General features: G+C 65.7%; 15 protein-coding genes. 3 read left to right on the top strand and 12 right to left on the bottom strand.

Annotation, left to right across the window (positions count from 1 at the left end):
* Positions 1 to 91 precede the first annotated feature (91 nt).
* The 3 genes from XarbCFBP7408_RS04215 to XarbCFBP7408_RS04210 form a co-directional block, all read right to left on the bottom strand.
* Positions 92 to 616: a DUF6538 domain-containing protein gene (locus XarbCFBP7408_RS04215; RefSeq protein ID WP_308632291.1), complete on the bottom strand. Its 525-nt coding sequence runs from the start codon at positions 614 to 616 to the stop codon at positions 92 to 94.
* A 654-nt stretch (positions 617 to 1,270) separates the two neighbouring features.
* Positions 1,271 to 1,441: a hypothetical protein gene (locus XarbCFBP7408_RS22670; RefSeq protein WP_181106219.1), complete on the bottom strand. Its 171-nt coding sequence runs from the start codon at positions 1,439 to 1,441 to the stop codon at positions 1,271 to 1,273.
* A gap of 107 nt (positions 1,442 to 1,548) precedes the next feature.
* Complete coding sequence (locus XarbCFBP7408_RS04210) at positions 1,549 to 1,797, bottom strand: hypothetical protein (protein ID WP_104561646.1); 249 nt, start codon at positions 1,795 to 1,797, stop codon at positions 1,549 to 1,551.
* A 154-nt stretch (positions 1,798 to 1,951) separates the two neighbouring features.
* Between XarbCFBP7408_RS04210 and XarbCFBP7408_RS04205 the strand changes: the two genes are divergently transcribed.
* On the top strand, positions 1,952 to 3,649 hold the full coding sequence (locus tag XarbCFBP7408_RS04205) for a sensor domain-containing diguanylate cyclase (protein WP_104561674.1): 1,698 nt from the start codon (positions 1,952 to 1,954) through the stop codon (positions 3,647 to 3,649).
* 105 nt (positions 3,650 to 3,754) lie between these two features.
* Here the strand turns inward: XarbCFBP7408_RS04205 and XarbCFBP7408_RS04200 are convergent, their stop codons facing one another.
* Positions 3,755 to 4,060: a hypothetical protein gene (locus tag XarbCFBP7408_RS04200; RefSeq protein ID WP_104561645.1), complete on the bottom strand. Its 306-nt coding sequence runs from the start codon at positions 4,058 to 4,060 to the stop codon at positions 3,755 to 3,757.
* A 94-nt stretch (positions 4,061 to 4,154) separates the two neighbouring features.
* On the opposite strand from XarbCFBP7408_RS04200, the gene XarbCFBP7408_RS04195 reads away from it, so the two are divergent.
* The gene (locus XarbCFBP7408_RS04195) at positions 4,155 to 5,129 is read left to right on the top strand and encodes a GGDEF domain-containing protein (protein WP_104561644.1); all 975 of its coding nucleotides are present in this window, start codon (positions 4,155 to 4,157) and stop codon (positions 5,127 to 5,129) included.
* A gap of 138 nt (positions 5,130 to 5,267) precedes the next feature.
* On the opposite strand, the gene XarbCFBP7408_RS04190 is transcribed toward XarbCFBP7408_RS04195, so the two are convergent.
* The 6 genes from XarbCFBP7408_RS04190 to XarbCFBP7408_RS04165 form a co-directional block, all read right to left on the bottom strand.
* On the bottom strand, positions 5,268 to 6,692 hold the full coding sequence (locus XarbCFBP7408_RS04190; protein WP_104561642.1) for an efflux transporter outer membrane subunit: 1,425 nt from the start codon (positions 6,690 to 6,692) through the stop codon (positions 5,268 to 5,270).
* A complete protein-coding gene (locus tag XarbCFBP7408_RS04185) occupies positions 6,686 to 7,417 on the bottom strand; it encodes an SDR family oxidoreductase (protein ID WP_104561640.1) in 732 nt (243 codons plus the stop codon). The genes XarbCFBP7408_RS04190 and XarbCFBP7408_RS04185 overlap by 7 nt, the downstream gene beginning before the upstream one ends.
* 43 nt (positions 7,418 to 7,460) lie before the next feature.
* Positions 7,461 to 10,631, bottom strand: a complete 3,171-nt coding sequence (locus XarbCFBP7408_RS04180) for an efflux RND transporter permease subunit (protein WP_104561638.1) — start codon at positions 10,629 to 10,631, stop codon at positions 7,461 to 7,463.
* A 105-nt stretch (positions 10,632 to 10,736) separates the two neighbouring features.
* Entirely contained in the window at positions 10,737 to 11,927 is a 1,191-nt protein-coding gene (locus XarbCFBP7408_RS04175) for an efflux RND transporter periplasmic adaptor subunit (RefSeq protein WP_104561636.1), read from the bottom strand.
* Complete coding sequence (locus tag XarbCFBP7408_RS04170) at positions 11,924 to 12,697, bottom strand: SDR family NAD(P)-dependent oxidoreductase (RefSeq protein WP_104561634.1); 774 nt, start codon at positions 12,695 to 12,697, stop codon at positions 11,924 to 11,926. The genes XarbCFBP7408_RS04175 and XarbCFBP7408_RS04170 overlap by 4 nt, the downstream gene beginning before the upstream one ends.
* Positions 12,694 to 12,921 carry a hypothetical protein gene (locus tag XarbCFBP7408_RS04165; RefSeq protein WP_104561632.1) on the bottom strand — a complete coding sequence of 76 codons (228 nt, stop codon included), beginning with the start codon at positions 12,919 to 12,921 and terminating at the stop codon, positions 12,694 to 12,696. Before XarbCFBP7408_RS04165 ends, XarbCFBP7408_RS04170 begins: the two co-directional genes overlap by 4 nt.
* Positions 12,922 to 13,050: 129 nt before the next feature.
* On the opposite strand from XarbCFBP7408_RS04165, the gene XarbCFBP7408_RS04160 reads away from it, so the two are divergent.
* Positions 13,051 to 14,085 (top strand): LysR family transcriptional regulator, encoded by a 1,035-nt coding sequence (locus tag XarbCFBP7408_RS04160; RefSeq protein WP_104561630.1) that lies wholly within the window; start codon positions 13,051 to 13,053, stop codon positions 14,083 to 14,085.
* Positions 14,086 to 14,621: 536 nt separating this feature from the next.
* On the opposite strand, the gene XarbCFBP7408_RS04155 is transcribed toward XarbCFBP7408_RS04160, so the two are convergent.
* Together XarbCFBP7408_RS04155 and XarbCFBP7408_RS04150 are read right to left on the bottom strand one after the other, a co-directional pair.
* Positions 14,622 to 15,347 carry an OmpA family protein gene (locus tag XarbCFBP7408_RS04155; protein WP_016902719.1) on the bottom strand — a complete coding sequence of 242 codons (726 nt, stop codon included), beginning with the start codon at positions 15,345 to 15,347 and terminating at the stop codon, positions 14,622 to 14,624.
* Positions 15,348 to 15,639: 292 nt separating this feature from the next.
* Positions 15,640 to 17,058, bottom strand: a complete 1,419-nt coding sequence (locus XarbCFBP7408_RS04150; RefSeq protein WP_104561628.1) for a cryptochrome/photolyase family protein — start codon at positions 17,056 to 17,058, stop codon at positions 15,640 to 15,642.
* Between the last annotated feature and the right edge of the window lie 48 nt (positions 17,059 to 17,106).

Raw genomic sequence — 17,106 nt, 5'->3', positions numbered from 1 at the left:
GTCATGGTTCAACTGGCGACCTGTCCCCTGTAGAGTTTGAACGGCGCTACGCGCAACGAGGGTCTTGAGTGTCTACGGAACCCTGGGCGTATCAGCCCTTCAAGGTCGCCAACCACGCATGCCGCGCCTTCCCAAGCGTCATTGGCTCAAGGGTAGAGCCGAGCTTGGAGACATACGCTGCCACGGCCAGTGGCGACGCCGGCAGTGGGACTGGTCGTTCGCCTTCCGAGCCGAGGCCTTCGTGGAGTTCTCGAAACAGCCTCACGCCTTGGGTGCTGTCGATTTGCCAGCGTTCATGCACCGTTCCGTCTGGCGTCCTGGTCCGATGTAAGGTCAGGTTGCGGAAGGGTGTCGCAGCAGAGGCGGATGGCACCAAGGCGGAAGCGTCTGCCTGACTGCGATGATCCAACCCGTCGTCCCGCAACCGCGCGAACAGCCGCTCGTAGTGCGATGCCAAGGTGGCCGCGCGCAGTTGCGCCTCTTCCAAAACGGTCGTGTGCAAGGTGCGCTTGATCGCCCGCAAGCCGAGCAGCGGTTGTAGATCAGTGGGAACCCGCTGCCGAAAGGACCATCGACCGGAGGGCAACGAACGCGACAAATACTGAGGGATACGCATCAACAACGAACCGGCTGCGCGCTGCTTTGCCTCTCTTGGAGCTTCGATTGAGCTCCGAAAACGACGACAGCGCGAACCGATCAACCTCTCAAACCGAGTGCGGGGGCAGCACTATCGCCGGAGGCAACTGGTGGTCAAGGTTGCGGCTTCGCTTTGCGCGAGCCGCTGTCAGCAGCCGTGGACTTGGCCTATCGCCAAACCCTGAGGCATCAGTCTCGGAGTGCGTCAAGCCAAGATGCGGCAGCAAGCTGGACTTCTGAGTAGCCATCTCAGAGGGGGCTACCGATCAAGCGGTGCAACCGGCTGGCTTGCTGCATTTGATCGATAGCGCCATTCCCCACTTCTCAGTTTAGGACTTTAGGTATCATTTGAGGTATCAAAGCAGGCTCAGCTGTAAGACCCGAAGTGCTTTAGGGTCAATGGCTTGCGTAAGGGCGTCTTCAGGCTCCGCCCACCTCCACCAAGCAACGGTCCTAAGACGACCGACTCAGGCCGGGACTCCTCGATGCAGAGGGCTCCCGGCCTTTTTCATGGGCGAGACCCTGTGCTGGGGACGCTCGAGCGGCAGCGTGACGGCCCCGACGGGCTACCGCGCCGACGATTAGCCGACAGACAGCCCGTGCATCGCAAACGACCGCAGGCTTACCTGCTGGGTCAATGAGTGACGTGATCGGTCTGTTCGGTGCGGTCTTCGGGTGCGGCGGCAACGATGCCGACTTGGTCTTGCGCCGGCACCGCATCGCCGCGTAGTCGGTCGAATAACGCGAGCAGCTCGGTAGCTTCCTGCTGCAGTAGAACCAGGGCACTTCTGTTGGGCTCTTGCATGTCGCCTCCGTCCGGGACGCTCCCCAGCGGTTATCAGGGCTGGCAGCAAACCGTATGCCAGCGTGTCGGATGCCGGCTTGGCCGATGCGACCAGGCCGGCCTGCGCCTCACCCGGACTTGAGTTGCCGCTGCGCTTTGGCGTGCATGGCTTCCAGCGTCACCATGCCGGCAACGCGGGCGGCGGCCATGGCGCTGCGATGGTCGGGAAACGTGGCAGACAGGGCGCTGCCTGCCAGGTCGCCGGCACTGCCGGCCCCGATCTGGGCGATCTGCCAGTCAGCAACCCAGCCGCAGCCGGGGGCATCGTCGTGGGCAGCGCGACAGGTCAATCGATAGCTACCAAGAAAAATGACCAATCTGTCGCCCGGCTCGATGATGAACCTGAAGGATACTGCGGTGCCGACGCCGGGGCGACCTCAAGCCCGTCCCGCGGCTGACTGGCAAGCGAAGTGAAGCATGGGCACGCGACTTGCATCAGCCTCTACCGGACAAACGGTGTTGGGGAACACGGTGTTAACCAGGAAAGCAAAACGTCATGCCGCCGGTGCCTTGTTGCTCGGCGGGGTGATCTTCGCCCTGATCGGCGTGGGCGGCTATTTCACCACCCAGCGCTCGTTGGCCGATGCCGGCTGGGTGACGCATACGCAGGAGGTGATCGCCAGCATCGACGAGATCCAGGCCGGGATGCTGTCGGCGGAGTCGTCGGTGCGCGGCTACGTCTTGACCGACAACGAAGCGTTTCTCGGGGTGTACGCCGATGCGATCGGGCGGCTTCCCGAGAGCATCGTGCGGCTGGATGCGCTGGTGCAGGACAATCCGGTGCAGCGGCGCAACGTCGTGGCGCTCGGACGTCTGGTGGACATGCGTCTGGTACAGATCAACGACCTGTTGCACAGCTATCGCAAGCAGGGCCTGGATGGCGCGCGCGCCTCGATCGCACGTGGCGTGTTCCAGACCTCGTCGTCGCTGCGCCGCCAGGTGCAGACCATGACGGAACTGGAGCACCAGCAACTGGTGAAGCGCACCGACACCAACACGCGCAGCGCGCAGTGGGTGCTGTGGGTGACGGTGGTGGGGATTTTCAGCGGCCTGCTGGTGATGGTGCTGGCCTACCGATTGCTGTCGCGCGAACTGGAACGGCGCGTGCTCGCCGAGGACGCGGCCAGCACGACCAGCGAACGCCTGATCGAATCGGTCGCCACGCTCGAACGCACGTCGGCAGGGCTGGAGGCGCTGGCGCGTTACTCCGGGCTGCTGCAGAACTGCCGCAACGCCGAGGAAGCGTTGGAAATCACCGCACATACGATCGCTCCGCTGATTCCGGGCGCGGCCGGCGCGGTCTATTTGCTGCGCGCCTCGCGCGATCGCGCCGAACAGGTGGTGGCCTGGGGCACGATGGCCGACGACGACACGACCAGCATCGCCCCGGACACGTGCTGGGCCCTGCGCCGCGACCGCACGTATGTGGTGGAAGACGCCAGCCAGGGCATGCTCTGCCAACACGTCGGCGCCAATCTTCCGGCGCATGCGAGCACCGCCTGCATCCCGCTATCGGCTCAGGGCACGCAGCTGGGGATGCTGGCGCTGCGCAGCGAGGATCCGCGCGATCTGGCCTCGTTGACCGTGGCCGAGGCCGCAGCCGAACAGTTGTCGCTGGCGTTGCACAACCTGCGCCTGCGCGAGACGCTGCGCCAGCAATCCATCCGCGACCCGTTGACCGGTCTGTACAACCGCCGTTATCTCGAAGAGGCACTCAATCACGAACTGGCGCGCTGCACGCGGCGGGCACTCCCCTTGTCGGTGCTGATGCTGGACGTGGACCACTTCAAGCAGTTCAACGATCTGCACGGCCACAGCGGCGGCGATCGCGTGCTGGCGGCGATCGGCGACTTGCTGCTGGCGCAGACGCGCGGCGAAGACATCTGCTGCCGCTATGGCGGCGAGGAGTTGACGATCATCCTGCCCGAAGTGGATCTGGCGACCGCCTGCAGGATGGCCGAAAAGCTGCGCGCCGGCATCGAGACGCTGCAGGTGATGGCCGATGGCGTCTCGTTGCCGAAGGTCAGCGCCTCGTTCGGTGCGGCCAGCTTCCCCCAACATGCAGGCAACACGGCGCAGTTACTGCGCCGCGCGGACGAGGCGCTGTACCGCGCCAAGCAGGCCGGACGCAATCAGGTGGTGAGTGCGGACACCCCGGCTGCAGAATAAGCCACCGCTGCCCGGGTCGGACCTGTGCCTGCAGCCACAGCCATAGCCGCACGCAGCGCGCAGCCGAGTGGAATGCAAGCGTTTCAATGACGCGCATCGCAGGCGTCAGGCGCAGCTGCGCCCATCCTCATCGGCTGGAATCAGGCCAGCGCCCGCCAGCATGGCGTCGACGCGGGTCCGCACATGGGCCGCATCCTCGGCTGCGGCACTGCCCAGCAGGGCCTGGGCTCGCGCCTGAAAATCGAGATAGTCGAAATCCGCATCGTCATCGGCCGACAGCTGCGGCAGTTCGTCCTGCAGCGCATCCAGGCGCATGTCGAGTTCTTCGCGGGTGGGCATGGCAGACTCCGACGGCAAAGACGCTACGGTTGCGGCACGGCCGTCAAGGACGTGCGAAGCCCGGCACGGCAACGCTTCATTTTCCTAGCCGCTGCCGCAGCGCGTGCACGCTCAACTTTCGCAAGGCTCCGCCGATAATGATGCCGACTCCTACAGAACCTTCCCTGTGATCCTCCACCTGCGGCGGGATTTCCGCCTCGGCATCGTCAAGATGCTGGGGCCGATCACCGCGCTGTTGCTTTGCCTCTATGCGGTATACCTGGCCCTCACCGGTCAGGTGCTTGCCTGCCTGATCACCGCATCGCTCGGTGTGCTTGCGATATGGCGTGGCTGGAAGATGCACGATGCCGAACGCACCGGCGCCGGGGGCGTGTGGCTGGCGTCCATCAATGTCGGCGGCTGTCTGGTCGCCTGCTGGACCGGCGGCGATGGCGCCCTGCCCTGGTTGTTTCCGGTGCTGGCCACCAATTACTTACTGTGCGGCCCGCAACGCGCGGTGCTGCTGAGCCTGCCGCTGCTGGCGGCGCTGTTGCTGTTGCCTGGCCTGATCGTCAGCCCCGGCCAGGGTGTGTCGACGATCGTGGTGACGCTGGTGACGCTGGCGGTCGGCTACGCGTTTTCGCTGCGCATGCAGGACGACCGCGTGCATCTGGAAGAGCTTGCCTCGCTGGATGCGCTGACCGGCCTGCCCAACCGGCGCACGCTCGAACGTGCGCTCACCCATCAGATCGACCGGCGCCAGCCGCATGAACGGCTCAACAGCCTGATCATTCTGGATCTGGACCATTTCAAGGAGGTCAACGACCTCTACGGGCATGCCGCAGGCGATGCCGCACTGTCGGACCTGGCCACCATCCTGCGCTTCGAAGTACGCGAGCCGCACCAGGTGTTCCGCTTCGGCGGCGAAGAATTCGTGGTGCTGTTGCGTGCCGGCTCCCTGCAGGAACTGGAAGCGGCCACCGAACGCCTGCGCAAGGTGATCCGCAATGGGCTGCGTGGCCCGGGCGGGCGGATCACGGTGTCGCTGGGCGCAGCGCGCCATGACGGCGAAACGCATTGGCAGGACTGGTTTTCGCGTGCCGACGCGGCGCTGTATCTGGCCAAGAACGGTGGCCGCGACAGCGTGCGGGTGGCCGACTGAGCGCAGCTCGTCGTGTGATCGCCCGACCCTCGGGCACATCGGCTCGATGCCTGAGATCCAGGCGCCGTATCGGCTGACGACGGATCGGCGTAGCCGGGTGCCTGCAGGGCGACCTGACGGCCGCCCCGCAGGCCAGCATCACCGAGTGAGCACTGCCACCGGTGCCGCAGGTGCTTCGCCCTGCTTCCAGCCGCCCAGCGCCTTGTACACACCGACCACGCCGACATTGACTGCTGCTTCGGCCTGCGCCAACGCATCGTCGGCGGCCAGTTGGGTGCGTTGCGCATCCAGCAGGGTCAGGAAGTCTTCCGACCCCTCGCGGTAGCGGATCTGCGCCAGTTGTTCGGCACGCCGCGCCGCACTGGCCTGCTCCACCACGATCGCCAGGCGCGCCTGCTGACGGCCGTAGCCGATCAAGGCGTTCTCGGTGTCTTCCAGCGCCAGCAACACGGTCTGCTGGTATTGCGCCAACGCACCATCGGCCTGCGCCTTGCTGGCACGCAGGCGTGCACGCACGGTGCCGAAGTCGAATGCCGCCCAGCTGATCGACGGGGTGATCGACCAGGCCTTGCCGCTGCCCTCGGTCAGCCTGGCCGCGTCGCCGGACAGGAAGCCGACAAAGCCGCTGACGCTGATGCGCGGAAACAGATCCGCAGTGGCCACGCCGACCTGCGCGGTGGCCGCTGCCAGGCGACGTTCGGCGCTGCGCACGTCCGGGCGCTGACGCAGCAATCCGGCGGTATTGCCCAGCGGCAACGCACGTGCGAACGCCGGCGTGGCGCGCGCCACCAGGGTGGTGTCCAGGGCATTGGGCGCCTGGCCGAGCAGCACCGCAAGACGATGGCGGTACTGCGCTTCGGCGGTTTCCAGCAACGGAATGTCGGCCTCGATCGCCTTCAGGCGCGCCAGGCTGCTCTGCACATCCAGTTCGCTGCCGGCGCCCAGGTCCCAACGCGTCTGCGTCAGCCGCTGGGTGTCGTGCAGGTTGCTCAGCGTGCGCTTGGACACCTCCAGCTGCTTTTGCGTGCCGCGCAACTCGAAGTAGTTGCGCGCCACTTCGGCAGCGACGGTGACCTGCACGTCGAGCAGGCCGGCCTGCTCGGCCTCCAGATCCGCACGCGCCGCTTCCGAGGCGCGCCGCTGACGCCCGAACAGGTCCAGCTCCCAGGCCGCATCCAGGCCCAGGGTGGTCTGCTCGGTGAGGAAGCGCTGGTTGCCGGCGACCACCTGCTGTTGTTCGCGTCGATCGAAGCTGCCCTGCGCGGTGATGTGCGGGGCCTGGTCGAGACGACGCTCGACGAACACCGCACGGGCCTGCTTGACGCGCGACACCGCGATGCGCAGATCGTGGTTGGCGAACAAGGCATCGCGCACCAGCTGTTCCAGCACCGGGTCGTCGAACTGCGACCACCAGTTGCCGACCGGCGATTCGCCGCTGAAAGCCGCATCCTGCGCGCCCTGCAAGGTCACCGCGGCCGGCGGGTCGGGCCGGTAATCCGGACCCACCGCGCAGCCGCCGAGTACCAGCGCGGCCAGTGCCACGCTCAGAAAGTTTCTTACCATGGCAACACTTCTCCCAGATGCGTAAAGCTGCCGGTGGCGCCGTGCGCGTCGAGCAGTGCCATCTGCACGCTGCTGTGCGCGCCCTGCTCCACCTCGATCTCGCCGCCGCCACCGTTCATGTCGGTTTTGACGTAACCCGGATGCACGGTATTGACCTTGATGGCGGTGTCGCGCAACTCATGGGCCAGATGCACCGTCCAGCTGTTGACCGCACTCTTGGAGGCATCGTAGGCGGGAATCTTGAAGTCGTAGATCGGCGAGCCGGGCTGGGCATGCAGGGTCAGCGAGCCGAGCATGCTGGACACATTGACGATGCGCCCGGCCAGCGAGCGACGCAGCAGCGGCAGGAATGCCTTGGTGACGCTGACGACCGCGAACAGGTTGGTGTCGAAGGTGCGCTTCCACACCTCCAGGCTCTGCTGCGACGGCGTGCGCTGCATGTCCTCGATCATGATGCCGGCGTTGTTGATCAGGATGTCCAGGTGGCCATGACGCTGTTCCACCGTGCCCACCGCGGCAGCGATGCTGATGTCGTCGTTGACGTCGAGCTGGATGGCCTCCACCGGCAGGCCTTCGGCCTGCAACTTGAGTGCGGCGGCGACGGCATCGTCGCGCTTGCGTCCGGCCAGCAGCGTATGCACGCCGGCCTGGGCCAGTTGCCGAACGGTTTCCAGGCCGATGCCGCGGGTGGCGCCGGTGACCAATGCAATCTTGTGGTTGCTCATTTCAATGTCCTTCTACTGCGAATGGGGATTGGGGACGACGCACTCACGCCTTGACGTGATCGTGCGCGACGGCGGCCGGTGCAGCGGGTTCGCGACGGGTCACCCACTTGCGCAGCGCCACGTAGAACACCGGGGTCAGGAACAGGCCGAACAAGGTCACACCGAGCATGCCGGCGAACACGGTGATACCGGTGACCGAGCGCACTTCGGCGCCGGCGCCATGACCGAACACCAGCGGTACGGTGCCGGCGATGAAGGCGATGGAGGTCATCACGATCGGACGCAGACGCAGGCGGCAGGCCTCCAGTGCGGCCTCGACGATGCCCTTGCCGTGCATTTCCAGTTCGCGGGCGAACTCCACGATCAGGATCGCGTTCTTGCACGCCAGGCCCATCAACACCACCAGGCCCACCTGCACGAACACGTTGTTGTCGCCATTGGTGAGCCACACGCCGAACAACGCAGACAGCAAGGTCATCGGTACGATCAGGATTACCGCCAGCGGCAGCGTCCAGCTTTCGTACAGCGCGGCCAGCACCAGGAACGCCAGCAGCACCGCCATCGGGAACACGATCAACGCCGAGTTGCCTTGCGTGGACTGCTGATAGCTCAGGTCGGTCCACTCGATGTTCATGCCGTTGGGCAGTACCTGTGGCGCCATGCTGGACAGCTTCTGCATTGCTTCGGTGGACGACAGCACGTGCGGGTCCGCTTCGCCGATCAGATCGGCGGCCGGGTAGCCGTTGTAGCGGATCACCGGATCCGGGCCGTAGGTCTGGCCCAGCGTGACCATGCTGCCGATCGGCACCATGTCGCCGTTGGCATTGCGGGTACGCAGGTTGGCGATGTCTTCGACGCTGTCGCGGAACGGTCCATCGGCCTGGGCGATCACCTGATAGGTGCGACCGAAGCGATTGAAGTCGTTGATGTAGGCCGAGCCCAGATAGGTCTGCAGCGTGTCGAACAGGTTGGTCAGCGGCACGCCCTGCGCCTTGGCCTTGTCGCGATCGACCTTGGCGTCGAGCTGCGGCACATTGGCCTGGTAGGTGCCGATCGGGAACTGCATGCCCGGCGTCTGCGAGATCGCACCGGACATCGCATTCACCGCACTCTGCAGCTGGCCATAGCCCAGGCCGGCGCGGTCCTGGATGTACAGCGAGTAGCCCGAGCCCTGCCCCAGGCCGAGGATCGGCGGTGGCATGAAGGCGAACGCAAAGCCCTGCTGAATCTGGCTGATGCGCGCGTTGAGCTCGGCATTGATCTGTACGGCGCTGCGGGTGCGCTGACTGAACGGCTTGAGCGTGATGAACACTGTGCCGGTGTTGGGCGTGTTGGTGAACTGCAGCGGATTCAATCCCGGGAACGCGATCGTGTGATCCACGCCTTCGGTCTGCATCGCGATCTGGCTGATCTGGCGGATCACTTCATTGGTGCGCTCCAGCGAGGCGCCTTCCGGCAGTTTGGTACCGGCAATCAGGTACAGCTTGTCCTGGGTCGGAATGAAGCCGCCCGGCACCACCTTGAACATGAAACCGGTGACCACCAGCAGCAGTACATATACCGCGAACACCGCGCCACGCTTGCCCAGGGTGCGCGAGACCGCGCCCTGGTACTTGTGCGAACTGCTGTTGAAGAAGCGGTTGAACGGACGGAACAACCAGCCGAACAAGCGATCGATCAACCGCGACGGGCCATCCTTGGGTGCGTCATGCGGCTTGAGCAGCATGGCGGCCAATGCCGGCGACAAGGTCAGCGAATTGATCGCCGAAATCACCGTGGAGATGGCGATGGTCACCGCGAACTGCTTGTAGAACTGACCGGTCACACCCGACAGGAACGCCATCGGCACGAACACCGCGCACAGCACCAGCGCGATGGCGATGATCGGCCCGGACACCTCGCGCATCGCCTGATGCGCAGCAGCCAGCGGGGCGAGGCCTTCTTCGATGTTGCGCTCGACGTTTTCCACCACCACGATTGCGTCGTCGACCACGATGCCGATCGCCAGCACCAGGCCGAACAGGCTGAGCGTGTTGATCGAAAAGCCCAGCAGATACAACGCGGCGAACGTACCGACCACCGACACCGGCACCGCCAGCAACGGAATGATCGAGGCGCGCCAGGTCTGCAGGAACAGGATCACCACCAGCACCACCAGCAGCACCGCTTCCAGCAGCGTGTGCACCACCGCGCTGATCGAATCGCGCACGAACACGGTCGGGTCGTATGCAGCCGACCACGCCATGTCCTGCGGGAACTGCTTTTCCAGCTCGGCCATCTTGGCGCGCACCGCGTCGGATAATTCGATCGCGTTGGCACCGGGCGACTGGAACACACCCATGCCGACCGCATTCTTGTTGTCCAGCTGCGAGCGCAAGGTATAGTTGCCCGCGCCCAGTTCCAGGCGTGCCACATCCGACAGGCGCACGATCTCGCCGCTGTTGCCGCTGCGGATCACGATGTTGCCGAACTCTTCTTCGGTGGTCAGGCGGCCCTGCGCATTGATCGACAGCAGGAAGTCGCTCTTGTTGGGCATCGGCTCGGCACCGAGCTGGCCGGCGGAAACCTGCACGTTCTGCTCGCGGATGGCCGCGACCACATCGCTGGCGGTCAGCCCGCGCGCGGCGACCTTGTCCGGATCCAGCCAGATGCGCATGGCGTAATCGCCGGCACCGAAGACCCGGATCTGGCCCACGCCCGGCAGGCGCGACAGCTCGTCCTTGACCTTCAAGGTGGCGTAGTTGCTCAGGTACAGCGAGTCGTACTTGCCCTTGGGCGAGGTCAGATGCACGACCATGGTCAGCGTCGGCGACTGCTTCTGCGTGGTCACGCCCTGGCGCCGTACGTCCTCGGGCAGGCGCGCCTGCGCCTGACTGACGCGGTTCTGCACCTGCACCTGCGCCTGGTCCGGATCGGTGCCCGGCTTGAAGGTCACGGTGACCATTAGCACGCCATCGGAGCCGGCGACCGACTTCATGTACATCATGTCTTCCACGCCGTTGATGGCTTCCTCAAGCGGCGTGGCGACGGTCTCGGCGATGACCTTGGGATTGGCGCCCGGGTACACCGCACGCACCTGCACGCTCGGCGGCACCACTTCCGGGTACTCGCTGATGGGCAGCAGCGGCATGGCGATCAGGCCGGCAGCGAAGATGATGATCGACAGCACCGCGGCGAAGATCGGCCGGTCGATGAAAAAACGGGAAAAGTCCATTGGGGTGGTCCTGAAAGAGGTTGCCGCCGGGTGGCGGCGCGGCACAGCGGCCCCGAACCGGCCTTGATTCAAGGCCGGTGGTCAGGGGCGCGATGCAGCGATGAATCAGTTCGACGCGGTGCGCTGGTCCGGCGCCGTGGCCATGGCCACGGTCTTGGCATCGACCGGCATGCCAGGCATGAAGATCTTCTGCACGCCATCGACCACCACGCGGTCGCCGGCGGCCAGTCCCTTGCGCACGATGCGCAGGCCATCGGCATTGCGGCCCAGCTCGATGTCGCGCCGTTGCGCCTTCCCGTCCTTGTCGACCACGTAGACGTACTTGCGGTCCTGATCGGTCAGCACGGCCTTTTCGTCGACCAGCATGGCCTTGAACTGGCCGCTGCCCAGCAACTGCACGTGTGCATACAGGCCCGGCGTGAACTGGCGCTGCGCGTTGTCCAGCACCGCGCGCACGCGGATGGTGCCGGTGCTGCGGGTCACCTGGTTATCCAGGAAATCCACGCGCCCGGTGTGCGGGAAGCCCTGCTCGCCGACCAGGCCGATGCGCACCGGCAACTCGCCGCCGCGCGCATCCGGACGCTCGCCGTTGCGCGCCATCTGCGAATAGCGCAGGAAGGTGCCTTCGTCGGCATCGAAGTACACGAACACCTTGTCCAGCGACACCAGCGTGGTCAGCACGCTGGCGCTGTCGCTGGCGGTGACCAGATTGCCGGCGGTGACCAACGCACGCCCGGCGCGGCCATCGATCGGCGCACGCACGCGGGTCCAGTCCAGGTTGAGCCTGGCGGTATCCAGCGCGGCCTGCGCGGCCAGCAGATCGGCGTCGGCCTGATCGGCGGCAGCGCGGCGCTGCTCCCAGGTCTCGGTCGAAATGGCCTGCTGGTCGGACAATTTGCGCGCACGCGCCGCTTCGCTGCGGGCCAGCGTGGACTGCGTGCGTGCACGCACCAGCGCCGCGTTGGCGCGCGCGAATTCGGCACGGTAGCTGCGGTCGTCGATGCTGAAGAGCACATCGCCCTTCTTCACTTCGGCGCCTTCGACGTAGTTGACCTTGTCGATGTAGCCGGATACGCGCGGACGCAGCTCGACGCTTTCCACCGGCTCGATGCGGCCGCTGAATTCGTCCCACTGGCTGATCTCCTTCAGCAACACCGGGGCGACGCTGACGCTGGGCGGTGGCGGCGCGCCGGTCTCGGCAGCCTTGCTGCCGCAACCGGCCAGCACAACCGCGAGTACGGCGCCCGTCAATACAGTACCCAAGGGAAAACGGAACGGGGTGGCGTTCGGGGTCATGGGGAGATCTCTCGGGTGGGGATGGGAGAATGCAGACCGGCGAGCCGGTCGGCCGATGGAGCGGCGTGCAGGCGACGGCTGACGGTCACGATGGCTTGCCCGGGCTGGCCAGGCCCGGCGATCAGCGAGACTGCGGCACGGCCGACATCCATGGCGCGGATCCATTCCGGGCACGCGTCCTTGGCACGGCCCGGCGTACACACCGGCTGCTCGACCGACAGCAGGTGCACGCGGACGCCGAGCGGCTTGGCCTCCTCGTGCAGCACCTGGGCGAGCATGCGGGTGGCGGCAGCGGCAATCGAGGTATCGCCGTGCGCGGCCCAGGCACGCAGCGCACAGGGGCTACCCAGCAACAGGTAGCGACCGCCGCCCTCGGCCTCGGCCAGCAGCGGCAGCAGATGCCGCGCGGCTGCCAGATGCGGCAGCACGTCGCGCTCCAGGCGGCGACGCAGTGCAGTGACCGGTCGGTCCAGCAGGCGGCCGGCCTTGAGCGGGCTGCCCACGCTGGCGATCACCGCCGCCAGCGGACGCGGGCGCTGGGCCAGTTCGCCGGCCAGCGCCTGCGCCGAAGCGTCGTCGGCGACCGAACCCCGCAAGGTCTCCAGCAGCGGTGTATTGCCATGCTGCGCGCGCAGCGCGTCGAGCTTGGCGGCATCGCGTCCAATCACCAGCACCGGCATCCGGGCATCGAGCAAGGCGGCGACGATACCGGCGCCGACATTGCCCGCGCCGCCAATGACGGCCGTCTCGGATTGGACCATCCCGGTCATGGGACTTTCACTCCCGACATCGGGACAATTCCACGCTGCGCCAGACGCGCCGACAGTCCAGTCCGCTGCGCTGGCGCGCCGCCGGCCTGACGCCTGGGCGACGTCGAAAATGTGCGCGAAACGCCGGCATGCGGGCCTCTCGCGGTGGAAACCACTGGATCGAAGGCACCTTCGATGGCGCTACGCGATGTGGACGACAAGCCGAAAACATTGCACAACCACATGGCCGTGCTCCTGTATGGAGGGGACGCCGCATAAGTTAGGCCCCAAACCAGCACTTGATTAGTCCGGATTTAGGGGAATAATCGTCCCGCAAGCGGTCTAATCCCTCCTGACCCCCCGGAAGGCAGTCCATGACTCACGATCTCAACGACACCCTGATCTTCGTCAAGGTGGTCGAGCAAGGCAGCTTCATCGCCGCCGCCAATGCGCTTGGCCTGCCCAAGACCACCGTCAGCCGCAAGGTGCAGGAACTGGAAACCCGCCTGGGCGCCCGCCTGCTGCACCGGACCACGCGCCGCATCGGCCTGACCGAAGCCGGCTCGGTCTATCACGAACATTGCCAACGCATCGCACGCGAGCTGGACGAAGCCGAGAGCGCCGTCGGGCAACTGCAATCCGGCCCGCGCGGCTGGCTGCGCTTCACCGTGCCCTACTCGCTGGGCATCACCTGGATCGCACCGTTGCTGGGCGAGTTCCATGCGCAGTACCCGGAAATCCAGCTGGACATGCATCTGGGCAACGAAAAGCTGGACCTGATCGGCGGCGAAGCCGACATGGCCCTGCGGGTCGGCGCGCTGCCCGATTCCAACCTGGTGGCGCGCAAGCTCGGCAGCCTGCGCACGCAGGTCTTTGCCAGCCCGTCCTACATCGAGCGCTATGGCGAGCCGCTGCACCCGGACGAGCTGCAGTTCCATCGCACGCTGGCGCTGCGCAAGAACCGCAACGTGCACAACAACCGTTTCTTCTGGTCGCTCAGCGACGGCAGCGATGTGCGCGATTTCCCGGTCAATCCGTTGATGGTGGCCAACGACCCGGCCGCGCTCAATGGCGCGGTATTAAGCGGCGAAGGCTTGTTGTTGACCGGCGATGTGATGGCCAAGCCGTTCGTGCAATCGGGTCTGGTCCGTCGGGTGCTCGCGGGATGGACCGGGCCGGAGGTGGACTTCAACGCGGTGTTCGCCGGCGGCCGCCTGGTTTCGCCGAAAGTGCGCGCCTTCGTGGACTTCCTGGTCACGCGCATGAACTTCGATGCGGACTACATGATGGCGCAGTGCCCTGCGCGTCTGGCGGCGCAAAAGGCCGACAACGATGCAAAGATCGAGGTCGGCGCAGACGCGGAATTGCGTGCAGAAGGCAAGCGCATCCTGGAAAACGTCACGGCGTAGTCCGCACTCGGACAGTCGCCTAACGGGGCACCCTCGTCCCCCTCGGGAGAAGGTGCCCGAAGGGTGATGGGGAGACGTTGCCCGTACAAGCGAAAACGTCCCGGCTGCTACAAATCTCGAATCCCGAATCCCGAATTCCTGCCGGAGTGTCGAGGCCATCCAGCGCCGGCACTTTTGGTCGTGGCGAAGTCACCATACCGCTGTCGACCGATGCAATCTTGAAGCGACCGCGCGCGAGCTTTAGCGTGATCTGGAGATCCGAAGCTGCGTTGGTCAATGCCTAGCGATAACGTCTAGCTGCAAGTCAAAAGACCAGTCGGTCGAGTGCGCGGTGTCTTACACGGACGTACTTGCGGCGTGTCCTGCGATGGTGGGCGGGCAAGCGCCCTGCAGAAAACCCGCAGATCGGTAGCTTTGCACCCGACGCGCGCCTGATCAAAAATTCGCAGCGCAAAAAAAACAGGCCGCTTTCGCAGCCTGTCTTGCTTACTCATCGCGGCTCGTCAGTCGACTCGCCACGATTCAGTGCGGCAAACTCAACGCATGCCCGTGTTGTTCCCGGCACCCTCCGAGCGCAGCGGGATCAGGCGGATTTCGACGCGGCGGTTCTGTGCGCGGCCGGCATCGGTGCTGTTGTCGGCGATCGGGTAGCGCTTGCCGGCGCCCATGGTTTCCATGCGCTCACGCTGCACGCCTTGTGCGGTCAGATACTGCGCGACCGCGCCCGCACGCTCTTCGGACAGGCGCTGGTTGACCGCGTCGCTGCCGACGCTGTCGGTATGACCGACCACTTCCACCATGGTCTGGTTGTACTCGCGCAGTGTGGACGCCACGCCATTGAGCGCGCTGTAGAACTGCGGCTTCAACGCAGACTTGCCGAAGTCGAAGGTGATGCCGTCGGGCAGGTTCAGGGTGATGTTGTCGCCCTGGCGCTGCACTTCGATCCCGGTGTTGGCGGTGCGCTCACGCAGTGCGCGCTCCTGGCGATCCTGGTACTGGCCAACCGCCGCGCCGCTGAGCGCGCCAATGCCGGCGCCGACCATCGCATGCTGACGACGCTCGGTGGCGCTGTCGCCGGTCAGCAGACCGGCGGCCACGCCGATCGCGGTGCCGATCAGCGCATTGCGGCCGGTGCGGTTCTGCTGTTGGGTCTGCTCGCCGTACTGGTCGCGCTGCACATACGAGCCGCCGGTGGCGCAGGCGGACAACGCAATGGCGCTGGCCAGGGCAACGGCAAGGCTCTTGGTGGCTGCTGGGGACATGGTGTTCTCCTGTTGCCGGACCATCCGGCACTCAATCGTGTCAGCGAGGATAAACAGGCCGACGCGACTGGCGCATGATGAAACCGACCTCCAATCGCACGCAGCTAGTGCTGCATTCAGGAAAACGTTTTCTACTTGGACAGCAACATGTATCCGCGTCACGCATTCGCTGATGTGCGAAACAAGCGTCGCAGCGCGCGCCTGCAACGCTTCAGCCTTGCAGAAGAAAACACGCAGAAGCGAGCATCAGCTGACCACGCAATCAGGAAGTCGCTCGCCCTGCCGCGCGCGCTTAGCCGCGCGTCCTCGCATACGCCGCCAGCGCCGCGTCGCGGCCTTCGGCCAGGCCGATGATCGGCGTGCGCGGATACGCCGGTGCCAGGCGCGCCAGCGACAACGGATGCAGCCACGGCGCGAAGCGTTCCTTGACCGCAAGCTTGCCGAGCTCGGGGACCCAGCGCGTGATGTATGCGGCCTGAGGATCGAACTTCTCCGCCTGCGTGACCGGATTGAACACACGGAAATACGGCGCCGCATCGGCACCGGTACCGGCCACCCATTGCCAGCCCAGGGTGTTGTTGGCCAGGTCCGCATCCACCAGGGTGTCCCAGAACCAGCGCGCGCCTTCGATCCAGTGCACGCGCAGATGCTTGCACAACAAACTCGCCACGATCATGCGCACGCGGTTGTGCATCCAGCCGGTGTGCCAGAGCTGGCGCATGCCGGCATCGACGATCGGAATGCCGGTGCGGCCGCGCTGCCAGGCCTGCAACGCGACCGGGTCAGGCCTGGCCCAGTCGAAACCTTCGAAGCGCGGGTTGAGATTCTGGTTGGTGGTGTCGGGAAAATGGTGCAGCAGGTGATACGCGAAATCGCGCCAGCCCAGCTGGCGGATGTAACCGTCGATTTCCGCAGCGTTGCGTGCGTTGCGATTGGCCTCCAGCGTGCTGGCGATCCGCCACGGCGCGATCTCGCCGAAGTGCAGATGCGGCGACAACTGCGAGGTGCCGACCCGGTCGGGCCGGTCGCGGTTTTCGCGATAACCGGACAGCGCGCCATCGATGAAGATCTCCAGCATCTCGTGCGCGCCGGCCTCGCCAGGCTGCCAGTGCTCCCAGAAGCCTCCATCCCAGTCCAGCGCCGGCCGCAGCCCCAGCGTGTCCAGCGCAGCGCTCTTCAATTGCGCAGGCAACGGCGGCAGGCTGCGCGGTGCCGGCACCGCAGCCGGCAATTGCAGCTGGGTGAGCGCATTGCGCCAGAACGGGGTGAACACCTTGTACGGGCCGCCCTGCTGGGTCGTCAATTGCCATGGTTCGAACATCAGTGCGGCGTTGCAGCTCTGCACGTCGATCCCGCGCTCGCGCAGGCTGCGCTTGATCTGCGCATCGCGCGGCTGCGTGGCCGGCTCGTACTTGCGGTTCCAGTACACCGCCACCGCCTCGGTCTGCGCGATCACCTCGTCCAGCACCTGCGCGCTGTCACCGGCGCGCATCACCAGACCGCTGCCCAGTGCGCGCAGGGCCGCATCCAGCGCCGCGAGCGAGCGATGCCGCCAGCTCCGCGAGGCGGCGCCCGGCGTCCACTCGCCCTCTTCGTGCGGCGCATCGATATACAGCGGAATCGGCTGATGCCCCGCATCCAGCGCAGCCTGCAAGGCCGGGTTGTCCTGCAGGCGCAGATCGCGACGGAACCAGACGATGGCGTAGGACATACAAGCTCGGCAGCGGCGATGAGGCGCGCAGCATAAGCCAGCAGATGC

It is taken from the genome of Xanthomonas arboricola pv. guizotiae, assembly GCF_002940205.1.
In the GTDB taxonomy this organism is placed as follows: domain Bacteria; phylum Pseudomonadota; class Gammaproteobacteria; order Xanthomonadales; family Xanthomonadaceae; genus Xanthomonas; species Xanthomonas arboricola_C.
The sequence above is the reverse complement of the archived record's forward strand: the minus strand, read 5'-3'. Positions and strand labels throughout refer to the sequence as shown.